17 protein-coding genes are annotated in these 23591 nt (G+C 63.3%); 8 read left to right on the top strand and 9 right to left on the bottom strand.

Annotated elements, in window-relative coordinates; translation table 11 throughout:
* Window positions 1-11: 11 nt before the first annotated feature.
* Window positions 12-1676, bottom strand: a complete 1665-nt coding sequence (locus G4O04_01930; GenBank protein ID HEY57296.1) for a sugar ABC transporter permease — start codon at window positions 1674-1676, stop codon at window positions 12-14.
* A 151-nt stretch (window positions 1677-1827) separates the two neighbouring features.
* Here G4O04_01930 and G4O04_01925 point away from each other — a divergent pair, with 151 nt between their 5' ends.
* Both G4O04_01925 and G4O04_01920 read left to right on the top strand, forming a co-directional pair.
* Window positions 1828-3120 (top strand): alkaline phosphatase family protein, encoded by a 1293-nt coding sequence (locus G4O04_01925; GenBank protein ID HEY57295.1) that lies wholly within the window; start codon window positions 1828-1830, stop codon window positions 3118-3120.
* A gap of 103 nt (window positions 3121-3223) precedes the next feature.
* The gene (locus tag G4O04_01920; GenBank protein HEY57294.1) at window positions 3224-4360 is read left to right on the top strand and encodes a thiolase family protein; all 1137 of its coding nucleotides are present in this window, start codon (window positions 3224-3226) and stop codon (window positions 4358-4360) included.
* A 41-nt stretch (window positions 4361-4401) separates the two neighbouring features.
* On the opposite strand, the gene G4O04_01915 is transcribed toward G4O04_01920, so the two are convergent.
* The 6 genes from G4O04_01915 to G4O04_01890 all read right to left on the bottom strand — a co-directional run bounded on the left by G4O04_01915 (window position 4402) and on the right by G4O04_01890 (window position 11216).
* Window positions 4402-5619, bottom strand: coding sequence for an aminotransferase class I/II-fold pyridoxal phosphate-dependent enzyme (locus tag G4O04_01915; GenBank protein HEY57293.1), 1218 nt, complete (start codon window positions 5617-5619; stop codon window positions 4402-4404).
* Window positions 5620-5691: 72 nt separating this feature from the next.
* Window positions 5692-6948: an FAD-dependent oxidoreductase gene (locus G4O04_01910; GenBank protein HEY57292.1), complete on the bottom strand. Its 1257-nt coding sequence runs from the start codon at window positions 6946-6948 to the stop codon at window positions 5692-5694.
* 8 nt (window positions 6949-6956) lie between these two features.
* Window positions 6957-7808: a hypothetical protein gene (locus G4O04_01905; protein ID HEY57291.1), complete on the bottom strand. Its 852-nt coding sequence runs from the start codon at window positions 7806-7808 to the stop codon at window positions 6957-6959.
* 21 nt (window positions 7809-7829) lie between these two features.
* Window positions 7830-8981: a deoxyguanosinetriphosphate triphosphohydrolase gene (locus G4O04_01900; protein ID HEY57290.1), complete on the bottom strand. Its 1152-nt coding sequence runs from the start codon at window positions 8979-8981 to the stop codon at window positions 7830-7832.
* 103 nt (window positions 8982-9084) lie between these two features.
* Entirely contained in the window at window positions 9085-9999 is a 915-nt protein-coding gene (locus tag G4O04_01895; protein HEY57289.1) for a hypothetical protein, read from the bottom strand.
* Entirely contained in the window at window positions 9996-11216 is a 1221-nt protein-coding gene (locus tag G4O04_01890; GenBank protein HEY57288.1) for a site-2 protease family protein, read from the bottom strand. Before G4O04_01890 ends, G4O04_01895 begins: the two co-directional genes overlap by 4 nt.
* A gap of 220 nt (window positions 11217-11436) precedes the next feature.
* Here G4O04_01890 and G4O04_01885 point away from each other — a divergent pair, with 220 nt between their 5' ends.
* The 4 genes from G4O04_01885 to G4O04_01870 all read left to right on the top strand — a co-directional run bounded on the left by G4O04_01885 (window position 11437) and on the right by G4O04_01870 (window position 19083).
* A complete protein-coding gene (locus G4O04_01885; protein ID HEY57287.1) occupies window positions 11437-13461 on the top strand; it encodes a 4Fe-4S dicluster domain-containing protein in 2025 nt (674 codons plus the stop codon).
* Between the two features lie 116 nt (window positions 13462-13577).
* Window positions 13578-14969: a 2-oxoglutarate dehydrogenase, E2 component, dihydrolipoamide succinyltransferase gene (gene sucB / locus G4O04_01880; GenBank protein HEY57286.1), complete on the top strand. Its 1392-nt coding sequence runs from the start codon at window positions 13578-13580 to the stop codon at window positions 14967-14969.
* A 42-nt stretch (window positions 14970-15011) separates the two neighbouring features.
* A complete protein-coding gene (lpdA, locus tag G4O04_01875; GenBank protein HEY57285.1) occupies window positions 15012-16406 on the top strand; it encodes a dihydrolipoyl dehydrogenase in 1395 nt (464 codons plus the stop codon).
* A 244-nt stretch (window positions 16407-16650) separates the two neighbouring features.
* Window positions 16651-19083: a transketolase gene (locus tag G4O04_01870; GenBank protein ID HEY57284.1), complete on the top strand. Its 2433-nt coding sequence runs from the start codon at window positions 16651-16653 to the stop codon at window positions 19081-19083.
* A 91-nt stretch (window positions 19084-19174) separates the two neighbouring features.
* On the opposite strand, the gene G4O04_01865 is transcribed toward G4O04_01870, so the two are convergent.
* Window positions 19175-20137: a methyltransferase domain-containing protein gene (locus G4O04_01865; protein HEY57283.1), complete on the bottom strand. Its 963-nt coding sequence runs from the start codon at window positions 20135-20137 to the stop codon at window positions 19175-19177.
* Window positions 20134-20589 (bottom strand): adenosylmethionine decarboxylase, encoded by a 456-nt coding sequence (gene speD / locus G4O04_01860; protein HEY57282.1) that lies wholly within the window; start codon window positions 20587-20589, stop codon window positions 20134-20136. Before speD ends, G4O04_01865 begins: the two co-directional genes overlap by 4 nt.
* 370 nt (window positions 20590-20959) lie before the next feature.
* On the opposite strand from speD, the gene G4O04_01855 reads away from it, so the two are divergent.
* Together G4O04_01855 and G4O04_01850 are read left to right on the top strand one after the other, a co-directional pair.
* Window positions 20960-21313: an STAS domain-containing protein gene (locus G4O04_01855; protein HEY57281.1), complete on the top strand. Its 354-nt coding sequence runs from the start codon at window positions 20960-20962 to the stop codon at window positions 21311-21313.
* Between the two features lie 65 nt (window positions 21314-21378).
* Window positions 21379-23589, top strand: coding sequence for a cellulose biosynthesis cyclic di-GMP-binding regulatory protein BcsB (locus G4O04_01850; protein ID HEY57280.1), 2211 nt, complete (start codon window positions 21379-21381; stop codon window positions 23587-23589).
* Window positions 23590-23591 lie beyond the last annotated feature (2 nt).

Genomic DNA, 23591 nt, shown 5'->3' with positions numbered 1-23591 from the left:
GTCAGCCTCCCCTATTGGTAGAACACGCGTGAGCCCTGGATTTTGTTGTTGAAGTAGGTGAGGAGCAAAATGATGGCAAAGAGGATGAAGGCCATCGCCGAGGCGTAGCCGTAGCGCGTATCGGTGAAAAAGGTGTCAAAGATGACCACCGAGAAGGTATCCATGGTGCCCAATGCGGCGGCTTCGCGCATCACATAGATGTGGTTGAAGGCTTTGAAGGTGCCGATGACGGCGATGACCGAGAGGAAATAGGTGGTCGGCGAGAGCAGCGGCAGGGTGACATAGCGGAAGATTTGCCATCTGCTGGCGCCGTCAATGGCCGCCGCCTCGTTGATTTCGCGGTCGATGTTCCCCAGCCCGGCCAGGTAGATCACCGTATCGTAGCCCACGAAAGTCCAGATGGAGTAAATGATGACCACCGTGAGCGCCAGGCTGGGACCGCCCGCCCAGGAAGGCACGGAGATCCCCAACAGGTCGCCGATGACTTGGAACACCCCCCGGGGTTCCCAGAGCCACTTGAGAGAGGGGATGCCCACCAGGCGCAGGATCTGGTTGACCAACCCGGCTGGATGGCCCAGGAAAAGCAGGCGGAAGACGGCGGCGCTGGCCACAGCCGGGGTCACATAGGGTAAAAAGTACACCACCCGGAAGAATTCCCGCCCCCAGACATTCTGGAAAAGAATATAGGCCAGCACCAGCGCGATACTGAGTTGGAAGGGAATGGTTCCCAGCGCGTAATACACGGTGTGCAGCAGTCCTTCCCAGAGGTTCTTATCGCCTTCCTGGATCACCGGGGGCAATTCGCCGATGAGCACCCAGCCAGCCACGATGAGCAGCAAAGCCGCGAATCCCCGCAGGAGAAACACTTTGTCGTTGTCGTGGCGCACGGCGCTTTGCCACAGACGCCAGGAAGCCCACAATAGCAGCAAGCCTGAGGTGATGAGCACCACATGGATGCCCATGGACGGCTCTTTGCCGCTTTCCAGGGCTTTCTGAACGGCCTGCCGCAACTGAGCGTAGGTGAACCAGGCGGTCAGGCCGCCCACGGTGAGGAACAGGCTGCCGCTAAACCATTGGAGCAGGTAGGTGGTCCGCCGAGGCGAGGCAAACCATCGGCGGCTCAACTGGGCCAGGATGACCGCGACCAGCAAGCCCCCCACGCTTTGCCAGAAGGCGTTCCAAATGGGAGGTTCACTGAGGGCTTCGAAAAGCAGGCGGCGGAACAATCCCGGCGTGCGCTCCATGTGCAGGGCTTTGTCGGCGATCCCCAGCACGGCAGGCAGCGCCAGGACACCCCAGCGCAAAAAAAGCAACCCTGCCGCCGTAAAGGCGAGGCCCGGTACAGCCAGGCTCCAGGGTTGCTCGCGGTTGGTTTGCGCGGTCTGGCGTATGTTTTGCAGGGTGCGCCACCCTAAGTAAAGCAAACCCAACGCGGTGGCGAAAAAGAGCACATACGCCAGGGCGTCGATGGCTTTCACATAGTTCCCCAGGCCGAGGAACTTGCCCTGGCGGATGTGCCAGCGGTGCAAGCTGACATAAAGGGCAAAGAAGATGGGGAAAATGCCGAAGGTGAAGATCAGAGCAAGCGCGGGCGCGATCATCAGATATGCGGTAAGATATTCCCGCAATTGACGGCCACGACGGCCTTGCCACAACGAGTGCCAATGGGCTATCATAGCCTTCTCTCCGGCGCGTAGAAGTTGCTGCCATTATACTGCAAAAACGGCTGGCGCGTGATTGGCTGGCCCTGCGCTCAGGAGGGAGAGGTGCCGATGGCCGTCCCGGTCGTGGCCGTCAGGCCGATTCGCTTTCTTGAGGAGATGGCTCATGGACCTGACCGCTGTAGCCGAAGCGCGCCTTCGTGAAGCCCGTTTTGCGCAACTTCTGTTGGCTCCTGAACACCTCCCGCCGCATTACCAAGGATGGGGGTTGCTCAACCTCCCGCCGACGGTGTTTCGCTGGCTGGGTGTGGAGAACCCTCTGCCCCATCGGCCTCTGGCCCCTGACATTTTGCAGGCCCTGCCCGAGCGGTTTCGCAAGGTGATTCTTGTGTTGATCGATGGGTTTGGGATGGAGATGGTGCGGCGGGCCTGCCAGCAGGGCCTGCTGAGCGGGTGGCAGCGGCTGGCATTCTGTGGCGTGTTTACGCCCCTGACCTCTATCACGCCCAGCACCACCTCGGCCGCCCTGACCACCTTGTGGACGGGCCGTTCGCCCACCGAGCACGGCATCGTGGGCTATGAAGTGTGGTTGAAGGAGTACGGGATGGTGGCCAACATGATCTATCACGCGCCCATCTCCTTCACCCGCGATGTGGGCAGCCTGGAAAAGGCAGGCTTTCGGCCGGAGCGTTTTTTGCCTCACCCCACGCTGGGACAACTTTTCCGCCCGCGGGGCGTGAAGGTGTACGCCCTGCAGCCCTATCAGATTTTGGGATCAGGCCTTTCGCGGATGCTGCTCCCCGAAGTGGAGACGGCCGGTTTCACCACGCCGGCGGACCTGTGGATCACCCTGCGCCTGCTGCTGGAGGAGCGCCCTGAGGAACGGGCCTACATCTGGGTGTACTGGTCGCCGGTGGACACGCTGGCGCACCGCCATTCCCCGGACGATCCGCGCGTGCTGGCGGAAGCGCAGACCTTTCTAGCGGCCATGCAGGCCTACTTGCTGCGTACGCTTTCTCCCCAGGCGCGGGAAGGCACGCTCTTGCTCCTCACCGCGGACCATGGGCAGATTGCCACGCCCAGGCATCCGCACTACGAATTGAGCCATCACCCTCGCCTGATGGAGCACTTGCATCTCTTGCCCACCGGGGAAAACCGCCTGATGTTTCTCTACCCCCGACCGGGCCACACCCGCGCGGTGCGGGAATATTTTGTCGAGACCTGGCCGGACGATTTCGCCCTGTGTCGTACTGAGGAGGTGCTGCGCAGCGGCTTGTTGGGCCCGGGAGAACCGCATCCCGCTCTGCGCGACCGCACGGGCGACTGGGTGGCGTTGGCCCGGAACCACGCTTACCTGTGGTGGGCGGCCAAGGAGAACCACCTTTTGGGACGCCACGGGGGCCTCAGCTCGGAGGAGATGCTGATCCCCTTGTTGGCCGTGCCTTTGGCGGTTTGCTGATCCCCTGAAAATGGGGCAGGACCCTGGGGGCTGGCCGCGCCCCTGGGCGCGGGACCGGCCCGTGAGGTCCGGCCGGAAACTTTTTGATGGGAGGCCTTTTCCCATGAGTGGTGATGTGTTTATCCTCAGCGCGGTGCGCCCCCCTATCGGCAGGGGGAAGCCCCATGGCGCGCTGCATCCCATCCATCCGGTGGACCTGAGCGCGCGGGTGTTGCAAGAGGCCGTGCGTCGGGCTGGTGTGAAACCCAAATGGGTGGACGATGTGGTTTGGGGTGTGGTGTCGCCCGTGGGCGATCAGGGGGCCAACCTGGCCCGGCTGGCTGTGCTCAAAGCCGGCTTCCCCGTGGAAGTGCCGGCGGTGAGCCTGAACCGGATGTGCGGTTCCAGTCAGCAGGCGGTGCACTTTGCCGCTCAGGCCATCCTGGCGGGCGATATGGACATCGTCATCGCCGGGGGCACGGAGATGATGTCCCGGGTGCCGCTGGGCAGTGACTACCCGGCCCAGTGGCCCGATTTGCCCTATCGTTTGGTCCACCAAGGCATCAGCGCGGAGTTGATGGCCGAGAAGTGGGGCCTGACCCGCGAGGAGCTGGACGATTTCGGCTACGAGAGCCACCTGCGGGCGGCGCGGGCCATTCGTGAGGGCCGCTGGGAGGGGCAGATTTTGCCCATCGAGCGCCCCGACGGGCAGGTGGTCACGGTGGACGAAGGTGTGCGGATGAACCCCGACCGCGAGGCCATGGCGCAACTCAAGCCCGCTTTCAAGCCCGATGGGGTGATCACCGCGGGCAACGCCAGCCAGATCAGCGACGGCTCGGCGGCGTTGGTGTTGGCTTCGGCCAAAGCGGTGGGACGCTGGAACCTGATGCCCCGCGCGCGCATTGTGGCGCGGGTGGTGGTGGGTACGGACCCGATGTTGATGCTGGATGGACCGATCCCGGCGACGCGCAAGGTGCTCCAGCGGGCGGGGTTGACCCTGGCTGATATGGATGTCATTGAGATCAACGAGGCGTTCGCCAGTGTAGTGCTGGCCTGGATGCGAGAGGTGGAGCCGCCGGATGTGGACAAAGTGAACCCCAACGGCGGTGCCATTGCCCATGGGCATCCCCTGGGCGCCACCGGGGCCATCCTGATGACCAAGATGCTCTACGAGTTGGAGCGTGTGGGGGGGCGCTACGGCCTGCAAACCATGTGTATCGGCCACGGCATGGCCACGGCCACGATTATTGAGCGGATATAACTCTTCTGGCGGGGCTCCAACCCCGCCAGAAGAGGTTGGGTTTACACTTTCGCCAGGGCCTGCTCCAGGTCATTGAGCAGGTCGTCCACATCTTCCACGCCCACGGAGAGGCGCACCAGGCCGTCGGAAATCCCGGCCTTGCGGCGATCTTCGGGGGGGACGACGGCGTGGGTCATGCTGGCCGGGTGCTGGATGAGGGTGTCCACATTGCCCAGGCTGACGGCCAGGGTCATCATCTGCACGCTCTCCATCAACTTGACGCCGGCGTCAAAGCCGCCTTTGAGTTCGAAGGAAAGCATGCCGCCGAAGCAGTGCATTTGCTTCCTGGCTATTTCGTGGCCGGGGTCGTCTTCCAGGCCGGGGTAGAACACCCGTGTCACTTTGGGGTGATCGTGCAGGTAGCGGGCGATGCGCATGGCGTTGCTGCAGTGGCGCTCCATGCGCAGGGCGAAGGTCTTCAACCCGATTGAGGTCAGCCAGGTGTCAAAGGGGCTGGGTGTGCCGCCAAAGGTTTTCAGAATCTTCTTCAGGTCGGTGCGCAGGAAGTCGAGGTGGGGCGTGACCACGGCCCCACCGACGATGAACCCGTGACCGGAGATGTACTTCGTGGTGCTGTGGACGACCACATCGGCGCCTAAGGTCAGCGGGCGCTGGCAGTAGGGCGAGGCGAAGGTGTTGTCCACCATGAGCCAGGCGCCGTGGGCGTGGGCCAACTCGGCCACGGCCTGAAGATCCACGATGGCCATGGTGGGGTTGGCCGGGGTCTCCGCATAGACCAGGGCCACATTCTCGTGGCGCTGCAGTGCGGCTTCCCAGGCGTTGAGCTCGGTGCCGTCCACGAAAACCACCTGCACCCCGTAGTGGGTCAACACATCGTGGAGCAGGTTGAACGAGGAGCCGTAGATGGCCTGCTGGGTGATGATGGTTTGCCCGGCGTGCACCCGGGCCAACACGGCAGCGCTGATGGCGGCCATCCCCGTGGCGAAGACCATACCCCCCACGATGTCGTCGGGGTCGCGGTCGGGGTTGGCTTTAATCAGGTCGTAGCCCTCCAGGGCGGCGATTTTCCTGGCCAGTTGGGTGTGGTTGGGGTTGCCGATCCGGGTGTACACATACCCTGATGCCTCCCCTTTAAACAAAGCGGCTCCCGTGGCAACATCCGGGAACCCAAAAGTGGAGGTTTGGAAGATGGGGGTGATGTGGGCATGGTAAGGATTTTCACCCTCGCCAACATGGATGGCGAGGCTACACATGCCCATCTCGGATAGAGGTTTGCTGCTCGACATCGCTCGCTCCTCGGATAGGATTTGATGTGCGAAAAAGATTATACCTTAGCGGAACCGTGTCACGCGAAGGGGATGCAGATTGAGGGTGGGGGGCGCGCCGGTGACCAACTGCGCCACCAGGTGGCCGGTGATGGCGGCCAGCGAGACGCCCAACATGCAATGCCCGGTGGCGATGAGCAGGTTGCGCACCCCTGGCGCCCAGCCGATCACCGGGAGCCCGTCGGGGGTGCAGGGGCGCAACCCCACCCAGGCGGTCTGGACATCCACCTGGGGGCGTTCCAGGCGCAGGTAGCGGGGCACGGCGTCGAGGATGGCCTCCACGCGGCGGGGATTGAGGCGCACCTCCACCCCGGCCAGTTCCAGCGTTCCGGCCAGGCGCAGGCGGTCCCCCAAGGGGGTGACGGCCACTTTGCTCGTCCCCAGCATCAGGGGCAACGCGCCGACCTGGGGTGGTCGGGGCATGGTTACGCTGTACCCGCGGGCGGCCTGGAGGGGCAAACCCAGGCCCAGGGGGCGCGCCAGGGCGGCGCTCCAGGCGCCGGTCGCCAGGACGACCACCTCGGGCTGCCAGCGCCGCGAGGGGGTGAGCACCTCGCGCACCCGTCCGTCGGCCACCCGGAGCCCGGTCACGGGGGTGTGGGTGTGAATCGCCATGCCCTGTTGCCGGAGACGCCGGGCCAGGCCTTGGAGCAGCGCCGCGGGGTCCAGGTGGCCGTCGTCGGGCGTGTACAGGCTGCCCACCACGGAAGGCTGCACCCAGGGGGCTTTGCTCAGCGTGGCCTCCCTCGTCAGCACCTCGGCGCGAATACCGAATTCGCGCAACAGGGCGGCTTCTTCGTCCGCAGCGCGATGCGCTTCGGGAGTGCGGTGCAGGGTGAGCACGCCCCGGCGCTGGTAGCCGCACTCGATGCCTTCTCGCTCGAGCCAGGTCTCCAGCAGGCGCTGGCTGGCGAAGCCCAGATCACGCAGCACGGCTAGCCCCTGCCGCATGGCGCGGGAACGACTGGCCCAAACGAAGCGCAACAGCCAGCCCAGCAGGGCCGGGCTGGGGCGGGGCCGAATGTAAAAGGGGCTGCGGGGGTCGAGCAACCAGCGCAAGCCGTTCCTCAGGGCGTGGGGGGAGGCCAGCGGAATGCTGTAACTGGGCACGATCCACCCAGCGTTGCCGGTGGAACTCCCCGCACCCAAGTCGTCCCGTTCTACCACGGTGACCCGGGCGCCCTCCTGGCTCAGGGCGTAGGCCGTCGCCAGCCCGATGATCCCCCCGCCGATGATCAGGACCTCGGGGTGGGTTTCCGTCATGTGTCACCTCAAGGGGGCGAATTCGCTACTCTTGGCCGTTGCGCCACCACGGCGATTTGGGTGACGGCGTCGGTGGCCTCGTCGCGGGTCAGAAATTCGGGGCGAATCCGGGCGCGTACCTGGCGAAAGCGCGTCACATCGCGTTCCAGAATGTGAATCTCCACCTCGGCGAAGTGACGCTGGAACAACGCCCGGTAGTCCTTCAACCGCCAGCGGTTGAGGTTGCTGGGCGGGTTGAGCCATCGGCGCCAGACTTTCTCCGAGAAGGTGAGCATCTGGAAGGGGTACTTGAAGAAGTGGTCGCGCAGGTCGATGAAATGCAAATGCAGTCCGGTGGGCGCGGTGTGTTGCGCCAGGGTGCGGGTGGTGCGCTCCAGGGCTTCGGCGGTGATGTGCTCGTACACCGAGGAACTGAGCACCAGGTCCAGGGGAGGGACCGCACGCTCCCTGAGGGCCGCGTCCAGGTCTATGGCGGGCAGCAGAGTCATGAAGGTGGGGTGGGGGAGCACCCGGTCGCCCTGGGGCAACAGGTAGTGGGTGTACTGCGGCAACAGGGTGGCGTTCCGGGCGTGGTCTAAGGGCGCGAAGGGGTCGTAGAGCACCACATGAGCCGCGCCGCGGCGCAGCAACTCCACGGCCACGCCGAGGAAGCCGCCGTAGCCGAGCAGGAAGACGGTGCTTCTCGACCAGTCTCGCCGGGCCGGGTGCAAGAGGCGCTGGTAGCGGTCCACCGCGGCGCTGGGGGCGGAGGTTTCCAGCCCCGGGCGGACGAACCAGCGCTGACGCATGAGAAAGCGCATCACCGGCGCAGGCAGCCACCGGCGGATGAGTCGCAAAGCGAGGTAGTCTATGGGAACCATGGGCGTTCTTCGCAGGGGGCTTTACGGACGGCGCAGAGGGTCGAAGAGTTTGCGGTGTTCTTCGATGGCGAAGCGGTCGGTCATCCCGGCGATGTAGTCGCACACGGCGCGATACAGCCCGCGCTCTTCGACCCATTGGTGGATGTGGCGCGGTAGGGTGGCTGGCTCGGAGGTGTAGGCCTCGAAAAGGTCGCTGATGATGCGCTCGGCTTTGACGGCCATGCGCACCACGCGATAATGGCGGTAGAGGTTGCGGTAGAGAAAGTCCTTCAGTTCCCGATTGCGGCGGGTCATGGTTTCGCTAAAGGCCACCATATTGTAAGGCAGGCGCTGCAATTCCTCGACGGACTGGACGCCGCTTTCGCGTAGCCGTTGCGCCGTGATGTGGACCAGGTCTGTGACTTCCAGACCGATGAGCCGACGGATGAGCCGATGGCGGGTGAGTTCGTCCAGTTCGCCGTTCTTCCAGCCGATGCTCTCTTTGAGCACTTCCCACAGTTCCAGCCCATCGAGCATGAAGGGGGTGATCATGCCCGAACGCAGCCCGTCGTCCAAGTCGTGGGCGGTGTAGGCCAACTCATCGGCCACATTGGCGATTTGGGCTTCCAGATGTCCCCGCAGTTCGGGATTGTAATCTTTGGCGTCTGAGACATCGTACTCGGTTTCGTGTTTGACGATGCCTTCGCGCACTTCCCAGGTCAGGTTCAGCCCGGGGAAGTCAGGATAGCGGCGCTCCAGTTTGGTGACGATGCGCAGGGATTGTTTGTTGTGGTCGAACCCGCCGTGGTCCTTCATCAACCTGTTCAGCACCATCTCGCCAGAGTGCCCGAAAGGCGGGTGCCCCAGATCGTGGGCCAGGCAAATGGTCTCGGTGAGGTCTTCGTTGGCCCCCAAAGCGCGGGCGATGGCGCGGCCAATCTGGGCTACTTCCAGGGTGTGCGTCAGTCGGGTGCGGTAGTAATCCCCCTCGTAGTTGATGAAGACCTGGGTTTTGTACTCCAGCCGCCGAAAGGCCGTGGTGTGCAGGATGCGCTCCCGGTCGCGCTGAAACGCGGTGCGGTACTCCGGCTCGTCCTCGGGGTATTCCCGCCCTTTGGTGTACTTGCTTTTGCAGGCGTAGGGCGCTAAGGTCTGCTCCTCATAGGCTTCCAGTTGTTCGCGGGTGAAAATCATGGCCGTCCTCACAGAGAAGGGGTTGGGGGATTAAAGTGTACAGGAATTTGGCGTGGGGGACAAGCCTGGGAAACACGGATAAGCCCAGAGGCCCGGCGGGACCTCAGGGCTGGTGTTCGCTTTCAGGGGGGTGTTCTTGTTCTGGATCGAGCAAGGCCCACTGGGATCCGGGAGGGAAGGGGGCGACCCCGCGGGGGAAACTGAACCCGGCGGCTCCGGCGTGTCCCCCACCTCCGAACCGCCGGGCAATTTCCGAGACATCGATTTGGTCGGAGTACAGGGTGACGAAGGTGCGCAGTTCTCCGTTTTGCACGCCGTCCACATAGGTGTACGCTATGGTGTACCCCAGGCCCCGGATGATGGCGCCCAGGTCGCCGCTGCCGGGATGGTTGATGGCCAGGGTGCGATGGCCCTCGAAGAGCACCGGAAAGGCGCGGCGCTCCACAGCGCGCTGCAAATCCTGCAGCCGGGCTTCGCGCAGCACACGCCCGCGCTCGATGAGTCGCTGCAGGGCTTCTGGGTCGTCGTCCAGCAAGGGCTGCCAGAGGGCGTCGTTGCAGGGGGAGGTGTCGGGTTCGCGATACAGCCCTTCGTTGAAGGGGCCGGTGTCCTCTTCGGCCCAGCGCCAGATGTCGCGGTCGCCGATGAGCACCACAGCGCGGGGTACCGGCTGGTCCGGAAAGAAGAACCGCCAGGTGAGCACGCAGGCGGCTTCTTCCGTGTTGCGCAGCCCCGGCCAGCCGCGGCGGTCGGCCTCCGGCCCCAGCGTCTCAAGGGAGGATTTGTGGTGGTCGATCCAGATGAACTCCCGCCCTTCGGCCAGACGCTGTGTGTCCTCCAAGGGCAGCGAGAAGTCCACCATCACGACCCGGTCGGCTTGCTGCACTTGCTCCCAGGGGACCGGGTCGCCGTAGTTCATTTCATAGCACAGAGTCTCGGGGCCGTAGAAGCGACGAACGATGGCCGCCGAGGCCCGTCCGTCGGCGTCATTGTGGTGCAGACACAGCGTTTGGCTCATGGCATCACCACCGCCAAAGGTACAGGAGTGAAGACCAGGAGAAAGAGCACCAGGCCGAAAAAGGCCCACCAGCGGCGCTTGGTGTCCAGGGGCGTCACCATGTCCAGCGGCTCGGCATAGGTGCGGCCCAGCCAGAGAAGCAGGAAGGCCCACAGCCACCAGCCGGTCCACACCAGACCCAGCAACGCCAGCCCGCCCAGGATGAAGGGGAAGAAGCGCCGCGCTTTGTCGCCCAAGGCGCTGAAAAGCACATGGCCGCCGTCTAAGGTGCCCGCGGGGATGAGGTTGAGGGCCGTCACCAGTAGCCCGGCCCACCCGGCCCAGGCCACCGGATGCAGCAGCACATCGGTGCCGCCCAGGGGCAAGGGGCGCCCGGTGAAGATGTAGCGCACCCAGTGCCACAACGGCGCGGTTTGATAGACGGCGGGATGGGGGAGCAGTTGACCTTTCACCAGCCACTTCATGAACAGATAGAGCAGCGAGTTGCCTTCCAGCATCAACCCTTCCCCGGCCCGTAGCACGGCGGGAAGGGGGGCGACTTGGGAAAGGCGCAAACCCAGATAAAGCACCGGAAGGGCGACCACCATCCCGGCGACCGGCCCGGCCAGGCCGATGTCCAGCAAAATGCGCCGGTTCTTCGGTGGGGTTTTCAGGCGAATGAAGGCCCCCATGGTGCCGAAGTAACTGAAGGGGAAGGGGATGAAGTAGGGCAGCGTGACCGCCGTGCCATGGTAACGGGCGGCCAGGTAATGCCCGAACTCGTGGGCCAGCAGGATAGCCAGCAGGCTCGCGGTGAAGGCCAGGCTGCCGCCGAGGGCGGTTTTGAGATAGGGGAGGGCCTCCGGCCCCCAGGTGGGCGGCCCTTGGTAGGCGTACATCATCCCGGCAAAGAACACGCTGGCCACGGTGAAGAGGAACATGAGCAGGTTGACCCAGGGGTTGGAAGGGCCGGGACGCAACAGGCCACGCAAGAGGATCACCTCGTGTTGCCCTCCGCGAAAGCGGAACAACGGCGTCATCTCCTGGGGCTCCAGCATCTGGACCAGGCGGTCGTAGGCTTCGGCGGTGTCGCCAAGGATTTCGCCGCGGAAGCGAACAACCACCGGCTCCTGGCCGCCCCAGGTGATGGCTTCGATGCGCATGAAGCGCGCCACCAGGCGCACCAGAGTCTCTGTGGACAGATCCGCCGCAGGGGTCTCGGAAAGGATGGGATACATGGTCGCTCCTATCGGGGTACCTCAACACAGGGTGGTCTAAACATACCACACCTGCACATTTCGCACAACTCCCGGCCGGGGCTCTCCCAGGGGGCCTGTCTCAGATTTGGTATAATGAAACCCTGCAGTGAGCATAAACAGGGACAGGGCAAAACCCCCATTCCGGGGCTTTCGTCAGCCTTTGCTGGCAACACGCCAAATTCAACGACGAGGGAGCGCCATGTTGACTTTGCCCGAAAAGATCCTTTTCATCCTGGCTACGCTGGCGACCATTTACGCAGCCTGGCGAGCCATCCAGCACCTCGTGGGTATCATCTCCCGCGGCCAGGGGAAACCCGATTGGGACCTGGCCCGCAAGCGCCTGATCGAGGCCCTTGTCAAGACCTTTACCCTCCAACCCACCTGGAAATTGCGCCTTTGGCCGACCCTCTTCCACGCTTTTGTGGCTTGGGGGTTCATGTACTATGTGTTGGTCAACCTTGGGGATGTGCTGGAAGGCTTCATCCCCGGTTTTCGCTTTCTGGGGAACGGCATCTTGGGGGACCTTTACCGCCTGGGCGCCGATTTGCTCAGCGTGGGCGTGTTGGTGGGCATGACGGCCCTGCTTATCCGTCGCTTTGTCCTCAAGCCTCAAAATCTGCAAATTCGCGACGACATTTTGCTGCACCCCAAGGTGCGCAAGGGGAAGGTGAATCGCGACTCGCTCATCGTGGGGCTGTTTATCCTTTTCCATGTGGGCTTTCGCTTCTTGGGTGAGAGTTTCAAGATCGCTCAGGAGGCGGCGGAGGCCGGGACCCTCGATGCCTGGCAACCCTTTGCCTCGGCGGTGGCCCATCTCTGGCAAGGTTTCGGCCCCACCGCCCTTACGGTGGCGATTCACCTTTCCTTCTGGATCGCCATTGGCCTGATCATGCTCTTCATTCCTTACTTCCCCTACTCCAAGCACATTCACCTTTTCTTCACCCCGCTCAACTTCTTGCTCAAGCCGGAACGCCGCTCCATTGGCGAACTGGCCCCCCTGGATTTTGAAGATGAGAGCATTGAGCAGTTTGGTGCCACGAAGATGGAGGACCTCCAGTGGTACCAACTGATGGATGCCTACGCGTGCATCATGTGTCTGCGGTGTCAGGAGGTGTGCCCGGCCTACAACACGGGCAAGCCCCTTTCTCCTGCGGCGCTGGAAATTAACAAGCGTTATTACTTCAACGAGCACGGCACCGAATTCGCCCAGGGCGCCGAGACCGAGCAGCCGCTGTGGGAGTATGTGATATCCGAGGAGGCGGTGTTCTCCTGTACCACCTGTGGCGCCTGTGTGGAAGTCTGCCCGGTGGGCAACGAACCCATGCGCGACATCATGGACATCCGCCGCAGCCTGGTGCTCATGGAGAACACCTTCCCCGATCAGTGGCAGCAGGCCTTCCGCGGCATGGAACGGACCATGAACCCGTGGAATGTGCCGCCCAACGAGCGGATGAAGTGGGCCGAAGGGCTGGAAGTGCCCACCATTGAAGACAACCCCGAACCCGAGGTGCTCTGGTGGGTGGGGTGTGCGGCGGCCACCGACGCGCGCGTGCAGAAAGTCGCCCGCGCCTTTGCCAAGATCCTCAACGCAGCAGGCGTGAATTACGCCGTGTTGGGCGAGCAGGAAACCTGCTGCGGCGATTCGGCTCGCCGTGCGGGCAACGAATACCTCTTCTTTGAGTTGGCTTCGGCCAATGTGGAGATGCTCAACGAGATCAACCCCAAGCGCATCGTCACCATCTGCCCCCATGGCCTGCATACCCTGAAGAACGAATATCCTCAATTCGGCGGCCACTATGATGTAGTGCATCACAGCCAGTTCATCGAAGAATTGCTGAAGGATGGTAAAATTCAACTGGACGCTGAGGGCCTGGGCAAGATCACTTTCCACGACCCCTGTTACCTGGGCCGTCATAACGGACAATACGAAGCGCCGCGCTTTGTGTTGCAGCAGGCCGGTGGTGAACTGGTCGAGATGGCGCACAGCAAGGACCTCTCCCTTTGCTGTGGCGCAGGCGGCGCGCAGATGTGGAAGGAAGAGGAAGGCACCAAACGCATCAACCTGATCCGCTACGCCGAGGCCCAGGCCGTCGGTGCCGAAACGGTGGCCGTGGGGTGCCCCTTCTGCATGATCATGCTCAACGACGCCTCGAAGGAAGCCGGGGAAGGCGCCCCGCCGGTCCAGGATATCGCCGAAATCGTGGCAACCCACCTCAAGGAGTAAAGCGCGTGTTGTTCATCGCCCGCATGCTTATTGTGTTGTTTCTTTTGTAGGGCCGCCCTTTAAAGGGGAGCGGAGCCACCGCTCCCCTTTTGTTTACCATCACTCGGAGGGAAGACATGCCGGTCAAAGTCTTGTTGCCCCAGTTAGGTGAAGGCGTCATCGAAGGCACGGTGAATCGCTGGCTGAAGGCTGAAGGCGATGCAGTAGAGGAAAACGAGCCTCTGGTGGAAGTGAGCACCGATAAGGTGGATACCGAGATTCCCGCCCCGGCCAACGGGGTGGTGCTGAAGATTCTGGCGCCGGAAGGCGCGGTAGTTCCGGTGGGTGGTTTGCTGGCCTGGATCGGCGAATCGGGGGAAGCCATCCCCGAAGAAGAAGCGCCAAAACCCCAGACCGCGGCGTCTCCCCCTGAGGTGCAGGCCGGGACCCCACAGGCGGGGGCCGTTCCCCAGGCTGCCCCGGTGCCCTCGGCACCTGAGGCCCCCGCTCCTGCTCCTGAGGCAACTCCGCCTCGGCCGCGCGTGGAGGTGCATTACCAGCCCGGGCGGCATCCTCAACTGGGGTTCATCTCGCCTCTGGTGGCCAAACTGGCCAATGAGCACGGGGTGGACCTGAGTCAGGTGAGAGGAACCGGGCTGGGGGGGCGCATCACCAAGGAGGATGTGTTGGCCTATCTGGCCCAGCGGCAGGCCGCTCCGGCACCGGCACCGGCAGCCCCGCCGGCAGGCGAGGTGGCTCCTGCGGTGGTCACGGTGACCCCGAGCGGGCCGGCGGGCCTCAAAGCCAGGCCTGTGCCCACGCTGCCGGGCGATACCATCGTGCCCCTGGACCGCATCCGCAAGTCCATCGCCGAGCATATGGTGTACTCCAAGTACACGGCGCCCCATGTGCTCACCGTGTTCGAGGCCGACCTGAGCCGTGTTGTGGCCCATCGCAAAGCGCACAAAGAAGCCTTTGCCCAGGCCGGGGTGCGCCTGACCTTCACGCCGTATTTCGTGTACGCCGCCGCTCAGGCGCTGCAGGCCTATCCCATCGTCAACGCTTCCTGGAGCGACCAGGGAATGGTCATGCACCGCCAGATCAACATCGGCATGGCGGTTTCGCTGGGCGAGGAAGGACTTATCGTGCCGGTGATCAAGAACGCAGACGAACTCTCTTTGCTGGGGCTGGCCCGAGCGGTGAACGATCTGGCAGAGCGTGCCCGCAACCGTAAATTGCAGCCTGATGACATCTCCGGGAGCACCTTCTCCATCACCAATCACGGTGTGACCGGTTCGTTGTTTGCTTTCCCCATCATCAACCAGCCCAATGTGGCCATTTTGGGCGTGGGCGCCATCAAAAAGCGCCCCGTGGTGGTCACCGATGACTGGGGCAACGACAGTATCGCCATCCGCCCCATGGTGTACCTTTCGTTGAGCTTCGACCATCGTTTGATCGACGGGGCGATGGCCGATATGTTTGTCGCGAAAATCGTTGAGGTGTTGGAAAACTGGCCCATCGAGGGCTGATCGCCATCCGGCTTTGGCAACTTCATCCACTCGGAGGACACCATGTACGATGTGCTCATCATTGGTGCCGGTCCTGCTGGCTATGTCAGTGCGATTCGTGCCGCGCAGTTGGGGTTGAAAACGGCGATTGTGGACAAGGAATGGTTGGGCGGGGTGTGCCTCAATGTGGGCTGCATCCCTTCCAAGGCGCTGTTGCGCAACGCCGAACTGGCCTTGCTGCTGAAGCGCCACGCCAAGGAATACGGCATCACCTTCAGCGACCTGAAACTGGATTACGCGGCCGCGGTAAAGCGCAGCCGGCGGGTCTCCCAGCGGCTGACCAAGGGGGTGGCCTTCCTCATGCGCAAAAACGGCATTGAGGTCCACATGGGCACGGCGCGCATTGTGGCCCCGGAGACGGTGGAAGTGACCGACAACGATGGTAAGGTGACCACCCTGCAGGCTAGAAACATTGTGGTCGCTACCGGAGCCCGGCCGGCCCTTCTCCCCGGTGTGGAGCCCGACGGCAAGCGGGTGCTGACCTACCGCGAGGCCATTTTGCAATCTCATCTGCCCAAATCGGTGGTCATCATCGGGGCTGGCCCCATTGGGGTGGAGTTCGCCACCGTGTGGAACGCTTACGGCGTCGAGGTGACCCTGGTCGAGATGCTGCCCCGCTTGTTGCCGCTGGAGGACGAGGAAATCGGCAAGGAGTTGGCGAAGGCCTTTGCCAAGCGCGGCATTAAGAGCCTCACCGGCCACAAGGTAGAGAAGGTCGAGGCCGGGGACAAGGGCGTCTGGATCACGGTCAGCGATGAGAAGGGCGAGCAGAAGACGCTGGAAGCGGTGCAGACGCTGCTCGCCATCGGGTTCCGGCCCAACAGCGCCGGCCTGGGCTTGGAGGCGTTGGGCGTGCGGCTGGACCGACGGGGCGCCATTGAGGTGGATGAGCGCATGGCGACCAATGTGCCCGGCATCTGGGCCATCGGCGATGTGACCGGGAAACTCATGCTGGCCCACGTGGGCTCGGCTCAGGGCATCGTGTGCGCCGAGAACATCGCGGGGGCGGAAAGCGTGGCCTTGGACTACGAGATGATGCCGCGCGCGGTCTACAGCATTCCCCAGGTGGCGTCCTTTGGGCTGACCGAGGCCCAGGCCCGGGAACGGGGCTATGAGGTCCGGGTGGGTAAGTTCCCCTTCCAGGCCAACGGTAAGGCGCTGGGGTTGGGTGAATCCCAGGGCTGGGTGAAAATTGTCACCGATGCCAAATACGGCGAGATTTTAGGGGCGCAGATGATTGGCCCCGAAGTGACCGAACTTCTGCCCGAACTCACCTTGGCGCGGATGATGGAACTCACCAGCGCGGAGATCGCCCGCAATGTGCACGCTCACCCCACGCTGAGCGAGGTCCTCATGGAAGCGGCACACGCCGCCGAGGGGCACGCCATTCACATTTGACCTGTGTTCCCCTGAGCGAGGCGGGGCCTGCCTGCCGCCCCGCTTTCGCGTCCCCGTTCCCCGGTGACCAGCCGGGGCATGGCCCTTTGACAACCTCATAGGAAGCCTCCGCTTCCCTGTCCGGGACGGTGAGTCGGGGCACGCACCCTTCCCAGCGCCGGGCCCCGGCTGGTCGGAGCCGCTCGTTAGCATTCCGTACCAGGGCTCAGTCGGAGGCCGACCTTTGCAGAAAGGAGAGAGAACCATGGCCGAAACCGCCCCGTTGCTTGATGAGGTACAAATCGGCGACCTTACCCTCACCCGTGAAGAAATCCTGGCCGACTATCGGCTGGCCTATCGCAGCCGCCAGGCCAGCCTGATCGGCTACCAGGAGGTGATGCTGGGCCACGCCCAGTTCGGTATCTTCGGCGGCGGGAAGGAGATCGCTCAAATCGCCTGGGCCAAAGCCTTCCGTAAGGGGGATTGGCGCACAGGCTACTACCGGGACCAGACTTTCATGATGGCTGTGGGGCTGCTCAGCCTGGAGGGTTTCTTCGCCCAACTCTACGGCCATGCCGACACCTCCTATGACCCGGCCACGGGAGGGCGCAACATGAACAATCACTTTGGCGCGCCCTTCCTCAATCCGGATGGCACCTGGAAGCCGCAAATAGATCGCTACAATGTCGTGGCCGATGTCTCGCCCACCGGCTCCCAGATGCCGCGTTTGGTGGGGCTGGCCTACGCCTCGGTGCTTTACCGTCAACTGGAGGAACTCAAGCGCTTCACCCAGTTCTCGCGCAATGGCAACGAGGTGGCCTGGGCCACCATCGGCAACGCTACCTGTGCCGAGGGCATGTTTTGGGAAACGGTGAACGCCATCGGGGTACTGCAAGCCCCGGCGGTGATCTCCATCTGGGATGACGGGTACGGCATCTCGGTCCCCAACAAGTATCAGATCACCAAAGAGGACCTCTCGGCCATTCTCTCGGGCTTTCGACGGGAAGGGCCGGATCGGCTGGGCTATGAACTGTTCACCGTCAAAGGCTGGGATTATCCCGCTCTAGTGGAGGTTTATCAGCAAGCCGGGCGGTTGGCCCGCGAAGAGCATGTGCCTTCCATCATCCATGTCACCGATTTGGTGCAACCTCAGGGGCATTCCACTTCGGGGACGCACACCCGCTACAAGTCCAAAGAGCGCCTGAAGTGGGAAGAAGAGCACGATGCCCTGCGCAAGTTCCGGGAGTGGATTCTGGCGCAGCATCTGGCCACCGAAGCCGAGTTGGACGCCCTGGAGAAAGAAGAACGGGACTATGTGCGTCGGGTGCAGAAGCAAGCCTATGCCGACTTCCTTGCCCCCATGCGGCGCGAAGCACAGGAATTCGCCGATATTCTGGATGAGGTGGCCGCCACCTCGGCCCACGCCGAGGAATTGCGCCGCATCAAAGAGGAACTGTTGCAAAAGGAGCAACTGCTGCGCAAGGACATTCAAGCCGCCGCCCGCAGGGCGCTGCTGGCCCTCAAGGACGATCCCCACCCCGGAAAGCAGGTGCTCATCGCCTGGCGACAACGCCATGAAGAAGAGAACCGGCAGCGCTACGGCTCCCATCTCTACAACCCCTGGCCCACCTCGGCCTTGTATGTACCCGAAGTCAAGCCCACTTATGCGCCCGACGCCCCCGAACTGCCGGGCTTCCAGCTCCTCAACCGCTTCTTCGACATCGCCCTGGCCCGTGACCCGCGGGTGGTGGCCTTTGGCGAAGATGTGGGCTACCTGGGCGGCGTGAATCAGGCTTTCAAGGGCCTGCAGGCCAAGTACGGTGCGTTGCGTGTCTCGGATACGGGCATCCGCGAGACCACCATCATCGGACAGGCCATTGGATTGGCCGTGCGCGGGCTGCGGCCCATCGCGGAAATCCAGTATCTGGACTATTTGCTGTACGCCCTGCAGATCATGTCCGATGACCTGGCGACCATGCTCTGGCGCTCGGCCGGTGGGCAAATCGCGCCGGTCATCGTGCGCACCCGGGGGCACCGCCTGGTGGGGGTCTGGCACTCCGGCTCGCTGATGGCCGGCTTGATCCACCTGGTGCGGGGGATGCATGTGCTGGTGCCCCGCGACATGACCCGCGCCGCGGGCTTTTACAATACGCTGCTCAAAGCCGAAAGCCCCGATCCCGCCGTGGTGGTCGAGGTGCTCAACGGTTACCGGCTCAAGGAGCGACTGCCTAGCAACTTGGGCGAGTTCACCGTGCCTTTGGGCGTGCCCGAGGTGTTGCGAGAAGGGCGCGATGTGACCATCGTGACCTACGGCGCGATGTGCCGCATCGTGCTACAGGCCGCCGAGGAACTGGCGAAGGTGGAGATTGAGGCCGAGGTGATCGATGTGCAGTCTTTGCTGCCCTTTGATATCCACGGGCGCATCGTGGAGTCGCTGAAGAAGACGAACCGCGTGGTGTTCACCGACGAAGATGTGCCTGGCGGGGCCACGGCGTACATGATGCAGGAAGTGCTGGAGAAACAGGGGGGCTATCAGTGGCTGGATTCGCCGCCGCTGACCATTCCGGCCGAGGAACACCGCCCCGCCTATGGCTTTGACGGGGATTACTTCTCCAAACCCAATGTGGAAGAGATTTTCTTCAAGGTGTATCGCATGATGCACGAGGTGAATCCCCAGAAGTACCCCTTGTTCTTCTGACCCCGAGGGAGCCTGGCAAAACCAACGCGCGGCCATCTGGCCGCGCGTTTTCGTTCGAAGCCCCCGGGTTTTGGGCCGGGGCCGGGTGTGCTCAGGTCTCCTCAGGGGGGCGGAGTGCCGTGAAAAGCCGTTGGGCGGCCCCAGCATGCAACACCCGGGCATGCCAGGCGGGTTCAGGAAGGGTGGTGATGGGACGCTGGCCGAAGCGCCGGATGCGCTCCTCCTCGGCGGAAGGGTGGCGCAGCATAGCGGGCAGGTTTTCGGGGAGGAAGGAGCGCGGGGGGGTGACCAACGCTTTGGCCCGCTCCTGCCACGCGCGGGGTGAAAGCGCGGCCCAAAGAGGTTGGGCCGCGGCAAAGACAAAGGTCCATGGTTCGCCAAAACTGCCCACGAAACCGGTGAACCACGCCGTGGCAGGGAAGCGTTGGCCCAGGAAGGCCACCAGATACAGCCCCGTGAAGTGGGGTGGGCCGGGATCCGGCCCATGGCCCACCACGATGCCTCCGGGTTGCAGCACGCGCGGAAGGTGGTCCAGGATGTCGGCGTAGAGCGCGAGGCTATCCGGAGTAAAGTCCACCAGATCGACCAGCACGACATCGAAGCGTGCCGGGATTTGACGCAGGTAGCGGCGCGCGTCTTTGATGAGCACCTGCACCCGGGGATCATCCAGCGCGCCTTGTTGGAGCGACCCTAGGTGGGTGCGGCAGGCGGTGACTACCTGCTCGTCGATGTCTACCATGGTCACCTGGCGCACCGCGCGGTGCCGCAACGCCTCTCGCACGGCCAGCCCATCCCCGCCGCCCAACACCAGCACCCGTTCGGGATGAGGATGGGCCAGCAGCGCCGGGAGCACCAGGTGTTCGTGGTAAATGTGTTCGTCCGCTTCGGCCAGTTGCAGCCAGCCGTCTAAAAAGAGGCACCGGCCTAAAGGGCCGGCCTCGCCGATGTCGATTTGTTGGAAAGGCGACTTCCCTCGGTACAGCCAGTGCTCGACAAAGGTGAGCACCCAACGGTGAGGGAAGCCGCTTTCCGCCACTGCGCCAGAGAAATTCATATGGCTAAACTGGTGGGTACTTCACTGTGGGGCTCAAAGCGGCAGACGGGCGTTTCGCCTTCCGGCAGGAGGCCCCGGTCCAGATCCACGATTTCCACACGATGGGCCTGTAATTCCTGGGCCAGCACCTCCAGCGCGCGCTCAGGATCTCCCGCACAGGCGAACACATCCACCGCGGCGTAGCCGTGCTCTGGCCAGGTGTGAATGGAGAGGTGGGATTCCATAAGCAACGCGATGAGGGTGGCCCCATGGGGCGCAAACTTATGGGCCAACACATCCACCACCGTCAGGTTGCCTGCACGACAGGCGGTTTTGACGGCGTCCTTCAGGTGTTCCAAATCGTCCAGCAGGTGGGGGTGCTCGGTCCAAATTTCTGCAATCAGGTGACGCCCAAGAGCGTTACGCTCGGCCGTCCCCCGAAGGTCCCCCAGAGAAGCCACAACCTTCTCCATAAAGAACCTCCTTTGCACAGGGTTTGTGCCCCCCAGGGGCAGGGGAAGAGAAGCCAGTCTGCCAGGCAGACGGCCGAGGGGGACCCACCGTCTCCGGCGGTCATCCCCTAAGACGACACCGCACGTGGGCGTTGCAGACCGTGCGGTGGGACGCACGGCTTGTGCCTGCCGCGCGTGGGGCAATTGTAATAGGATACGGGGTGATGTCAAGTGTTTGGGGACAAAGTGGCCTCGCCATCGAACGCCGCCAGGGCCTCGCGCAGGAGCCTCAAGGGGGCGTTCCCACGGGGCAACACTAGGCCGGCGCCGGGTTGCTGGTATAATTTTGGCTACATGGCCGCTTCTTCTCTTGCCTTGGAGGATGGAGGGTATGGCCCAATTCACCATCCGGGTTGAGCGCCCCATGTTGGGGGTGGCCGTGGTGCACCTGAAAGGTAAATGGCACGCGGGTAACCTGGACAAATTGCGCAAAACGCTGGAGCAATTGACCACCGAGCATACACCGCTACTCGTCGTGGATATGGGAGAAGTGACCTTCATCGACTCCACCGTGTTGAGCCTCTTCGTCTCGGGTTTGCGGGCGGCGCGTGAACAAGACGGCACGCTGGTTCTCGCCCGGGTGGGCGGTCAGGTCCGGCGGGCGCTTGAATTGACTTTGTTGGATCGCGTGTTTCGCGTCTATCCTTCGGTGGAAGAAGCCATCGAATCTTTGGTTAAGGCTTGAGGCCTACCAGGGGACAGATGGGGGGAGATCGGCGTGTGCCGCGTCATGCAGAAAGGAGACAACACATGCGCCAGCACTTGTGGGTAAGGAGTGTGCTTGTCGCGCTGTTGGGGTGGCTGGCTCTATTCGGGGGGCTCCCCGATGCCCAGGCCGCCCCAAGGTTGGAGCGCACCCCGGCACCGGGCGAGCAGACGGTGACCCTGGAGCAAGTGGGGTATCGCGAGCCTTTGGCCCTCCGGGGGATGTACGGCACGGTTCGGGTGTGGATCCCCTTTCGAACGGATTGGGCCTTTTCCTCTCCGGCCGAACTCTCGCTGACCTATCGCGCCTCCTCGCTTCTGCGCCCCCGTTCCACCTTGACGGTGATCGCCAACGGGTTGGAGGTGGCCAGCATCTCGCTGGAGGCCGATGAGACCTGGCACACGGTGCAGATTCCCATCCCGGCTAACTGGCTGGGGCGCAAGGGCCTTTCCTTGCGCTTTCAGGGCTACCTGCGGGTGACCGACGAAGTGTGTGAGGAGACGAACAACCCGGCGCAATGGGTGGAAATCGCGCCGAGCACGGCGTTGACCATCACCCCCGCGTTGCGCGAACCCAAACCCGACCTGGGCCAGTTGGCGTTGGATCTGGTGGTGCAGGGGGCCGAGGAGTACGCTCCCGCGCCGCCCCTGGTGTTTGTCTTGCCTGATGAACCGACCGACACAGAGTTGACCACCGCAGGATGGTTGGCCGCCCGTCTGGCCCAGGCGGCCAACACCCAACCGGCCTTCCAGGTTATCCTGGCCTCGGCGTTCGACCCTCAGAATGTGCCGGATGCCCAGGTGATCTTTGTGGGGCCACCGGAGCGATTGCCCTGGCTGCAGGAAAACGGCGCTCGTTTGCCGGCGCCCTGGAAAGGGAGCGGTTTTGTGGACGCGGCCGGGCAGGTGGCGCCGGCCGGGCACGGCGTGATCCAACTCCTGATGGCCCCCTGGAACGCGGCCCGCTATGTGTTGGTGGTCAGTGGCGCTACGCAGGAAGGGGTCAGGCGGGCTGGAGAGGTTTTCGCCCGGTCGCGCACCTTTGCCGCGCTGCAGGGCACTTTCCAGTTTGTGGGCGACCCGCTTCCCGAGGTGGCCCCCGTGCCGCCGCCCTGGTCCACCGATATGACCACTTTTGCCCAGTTGGGCGAGACGGATCGCAAGGTCAAAGGGACGGGGGTGCACAACGAGTACTTTTACTTCTATCGCCCCCCCGGCTGGGTGTGGGATAAGGGAAGCCAACTCATCTTGCGCTACCAGACCAGCCCGGCCCTTACCTCCCGCGAATCGTACATCACGGTGTACATCAACGATGTGCCGGTGGGCAGCGTGCGCACCGGGCCAGATTTTGATCAACATGAGATGGCCTTCGATTTGCCTGTCGCCCGCCTGAACCGCGATTTGCAGGGCCGTGTCCCATCGAGGCTCATCGTGCGCATGGAGGTGGGCAACTATCTCCGGGAACAGGATTGTGAGGTGGTGCATCCCGACGCGGCCTGGACCATTCTCCAGGCGGATACCACCTTTTATGTGCCTCATGTTTACGATTCCCTGCCCGATTTGCAGGCTTTCCCGTATCCCTTTGTGCGCACGGATGCCATAGAACCCACCCTGTTGATTTTGCCGCCCCAACCCGTTGCGCAACAAATCGAACAGGGACTGGCCCTGTCCGCGCTGCTGGGGCTCTATGGTCACCCTGACCTGGGCTTTCGGCTGGTGGCGCAGGTGAAGGCCGACGACCCCCGGCTGGTTGAGGCGCATGTGGTGCTCTTCGGGGCCAAGGAGGAGCACCCCTTGCTGCAGGCGGCTTTGGAGAAAATGGGCGCTGTGCCGGGCTATCGCGGCGAGGAAGGGCTTTATCAGGCCTTGCAAGACCCCGGACAGGGACTGTTGCGCGAAGGTCCCTCGCCCTGGAACAAAGACCGGGTGGCCTTGCTGGCTTTTGGAGCCACCTCGGCGGGTGCCCAACGCGCCCTGGAAGCGCTCCTGAAGCAGGTCCCGCCGGTGGACGAGCCCGGCTCGGTCGCTCTGGTGCGCGACAATGGCCGCACGCAGGTTATCTACCGCGCGGTGGAGCAGTCGCCGGAATTCAAACCGGTGGTTGTGAAACGGGAGCCGTTGCTCCCATTGCCCAAGCCCTGGATGGTGATCACCGCCGCCATCGTGGTTACGGCGCTGGCGGTTTGGGCCATTGTGTTCTTCGGCCGACGCTGGTTTGGACGCAAGGAAGAGGCCGAGGAAGAAGTGTTCGAATGAGG

Source organism: Anaerolineae bacterium (assembly GCA_011176535.1).
Taxonomy (GTDB): Bacteria; Chloroflexota; Anaerolineae; order Anaerolineales; family DRMV01; genus DUEP01.
This window is presented reverse-complemented; position numbering and strand designations above follow the sequence as displayed.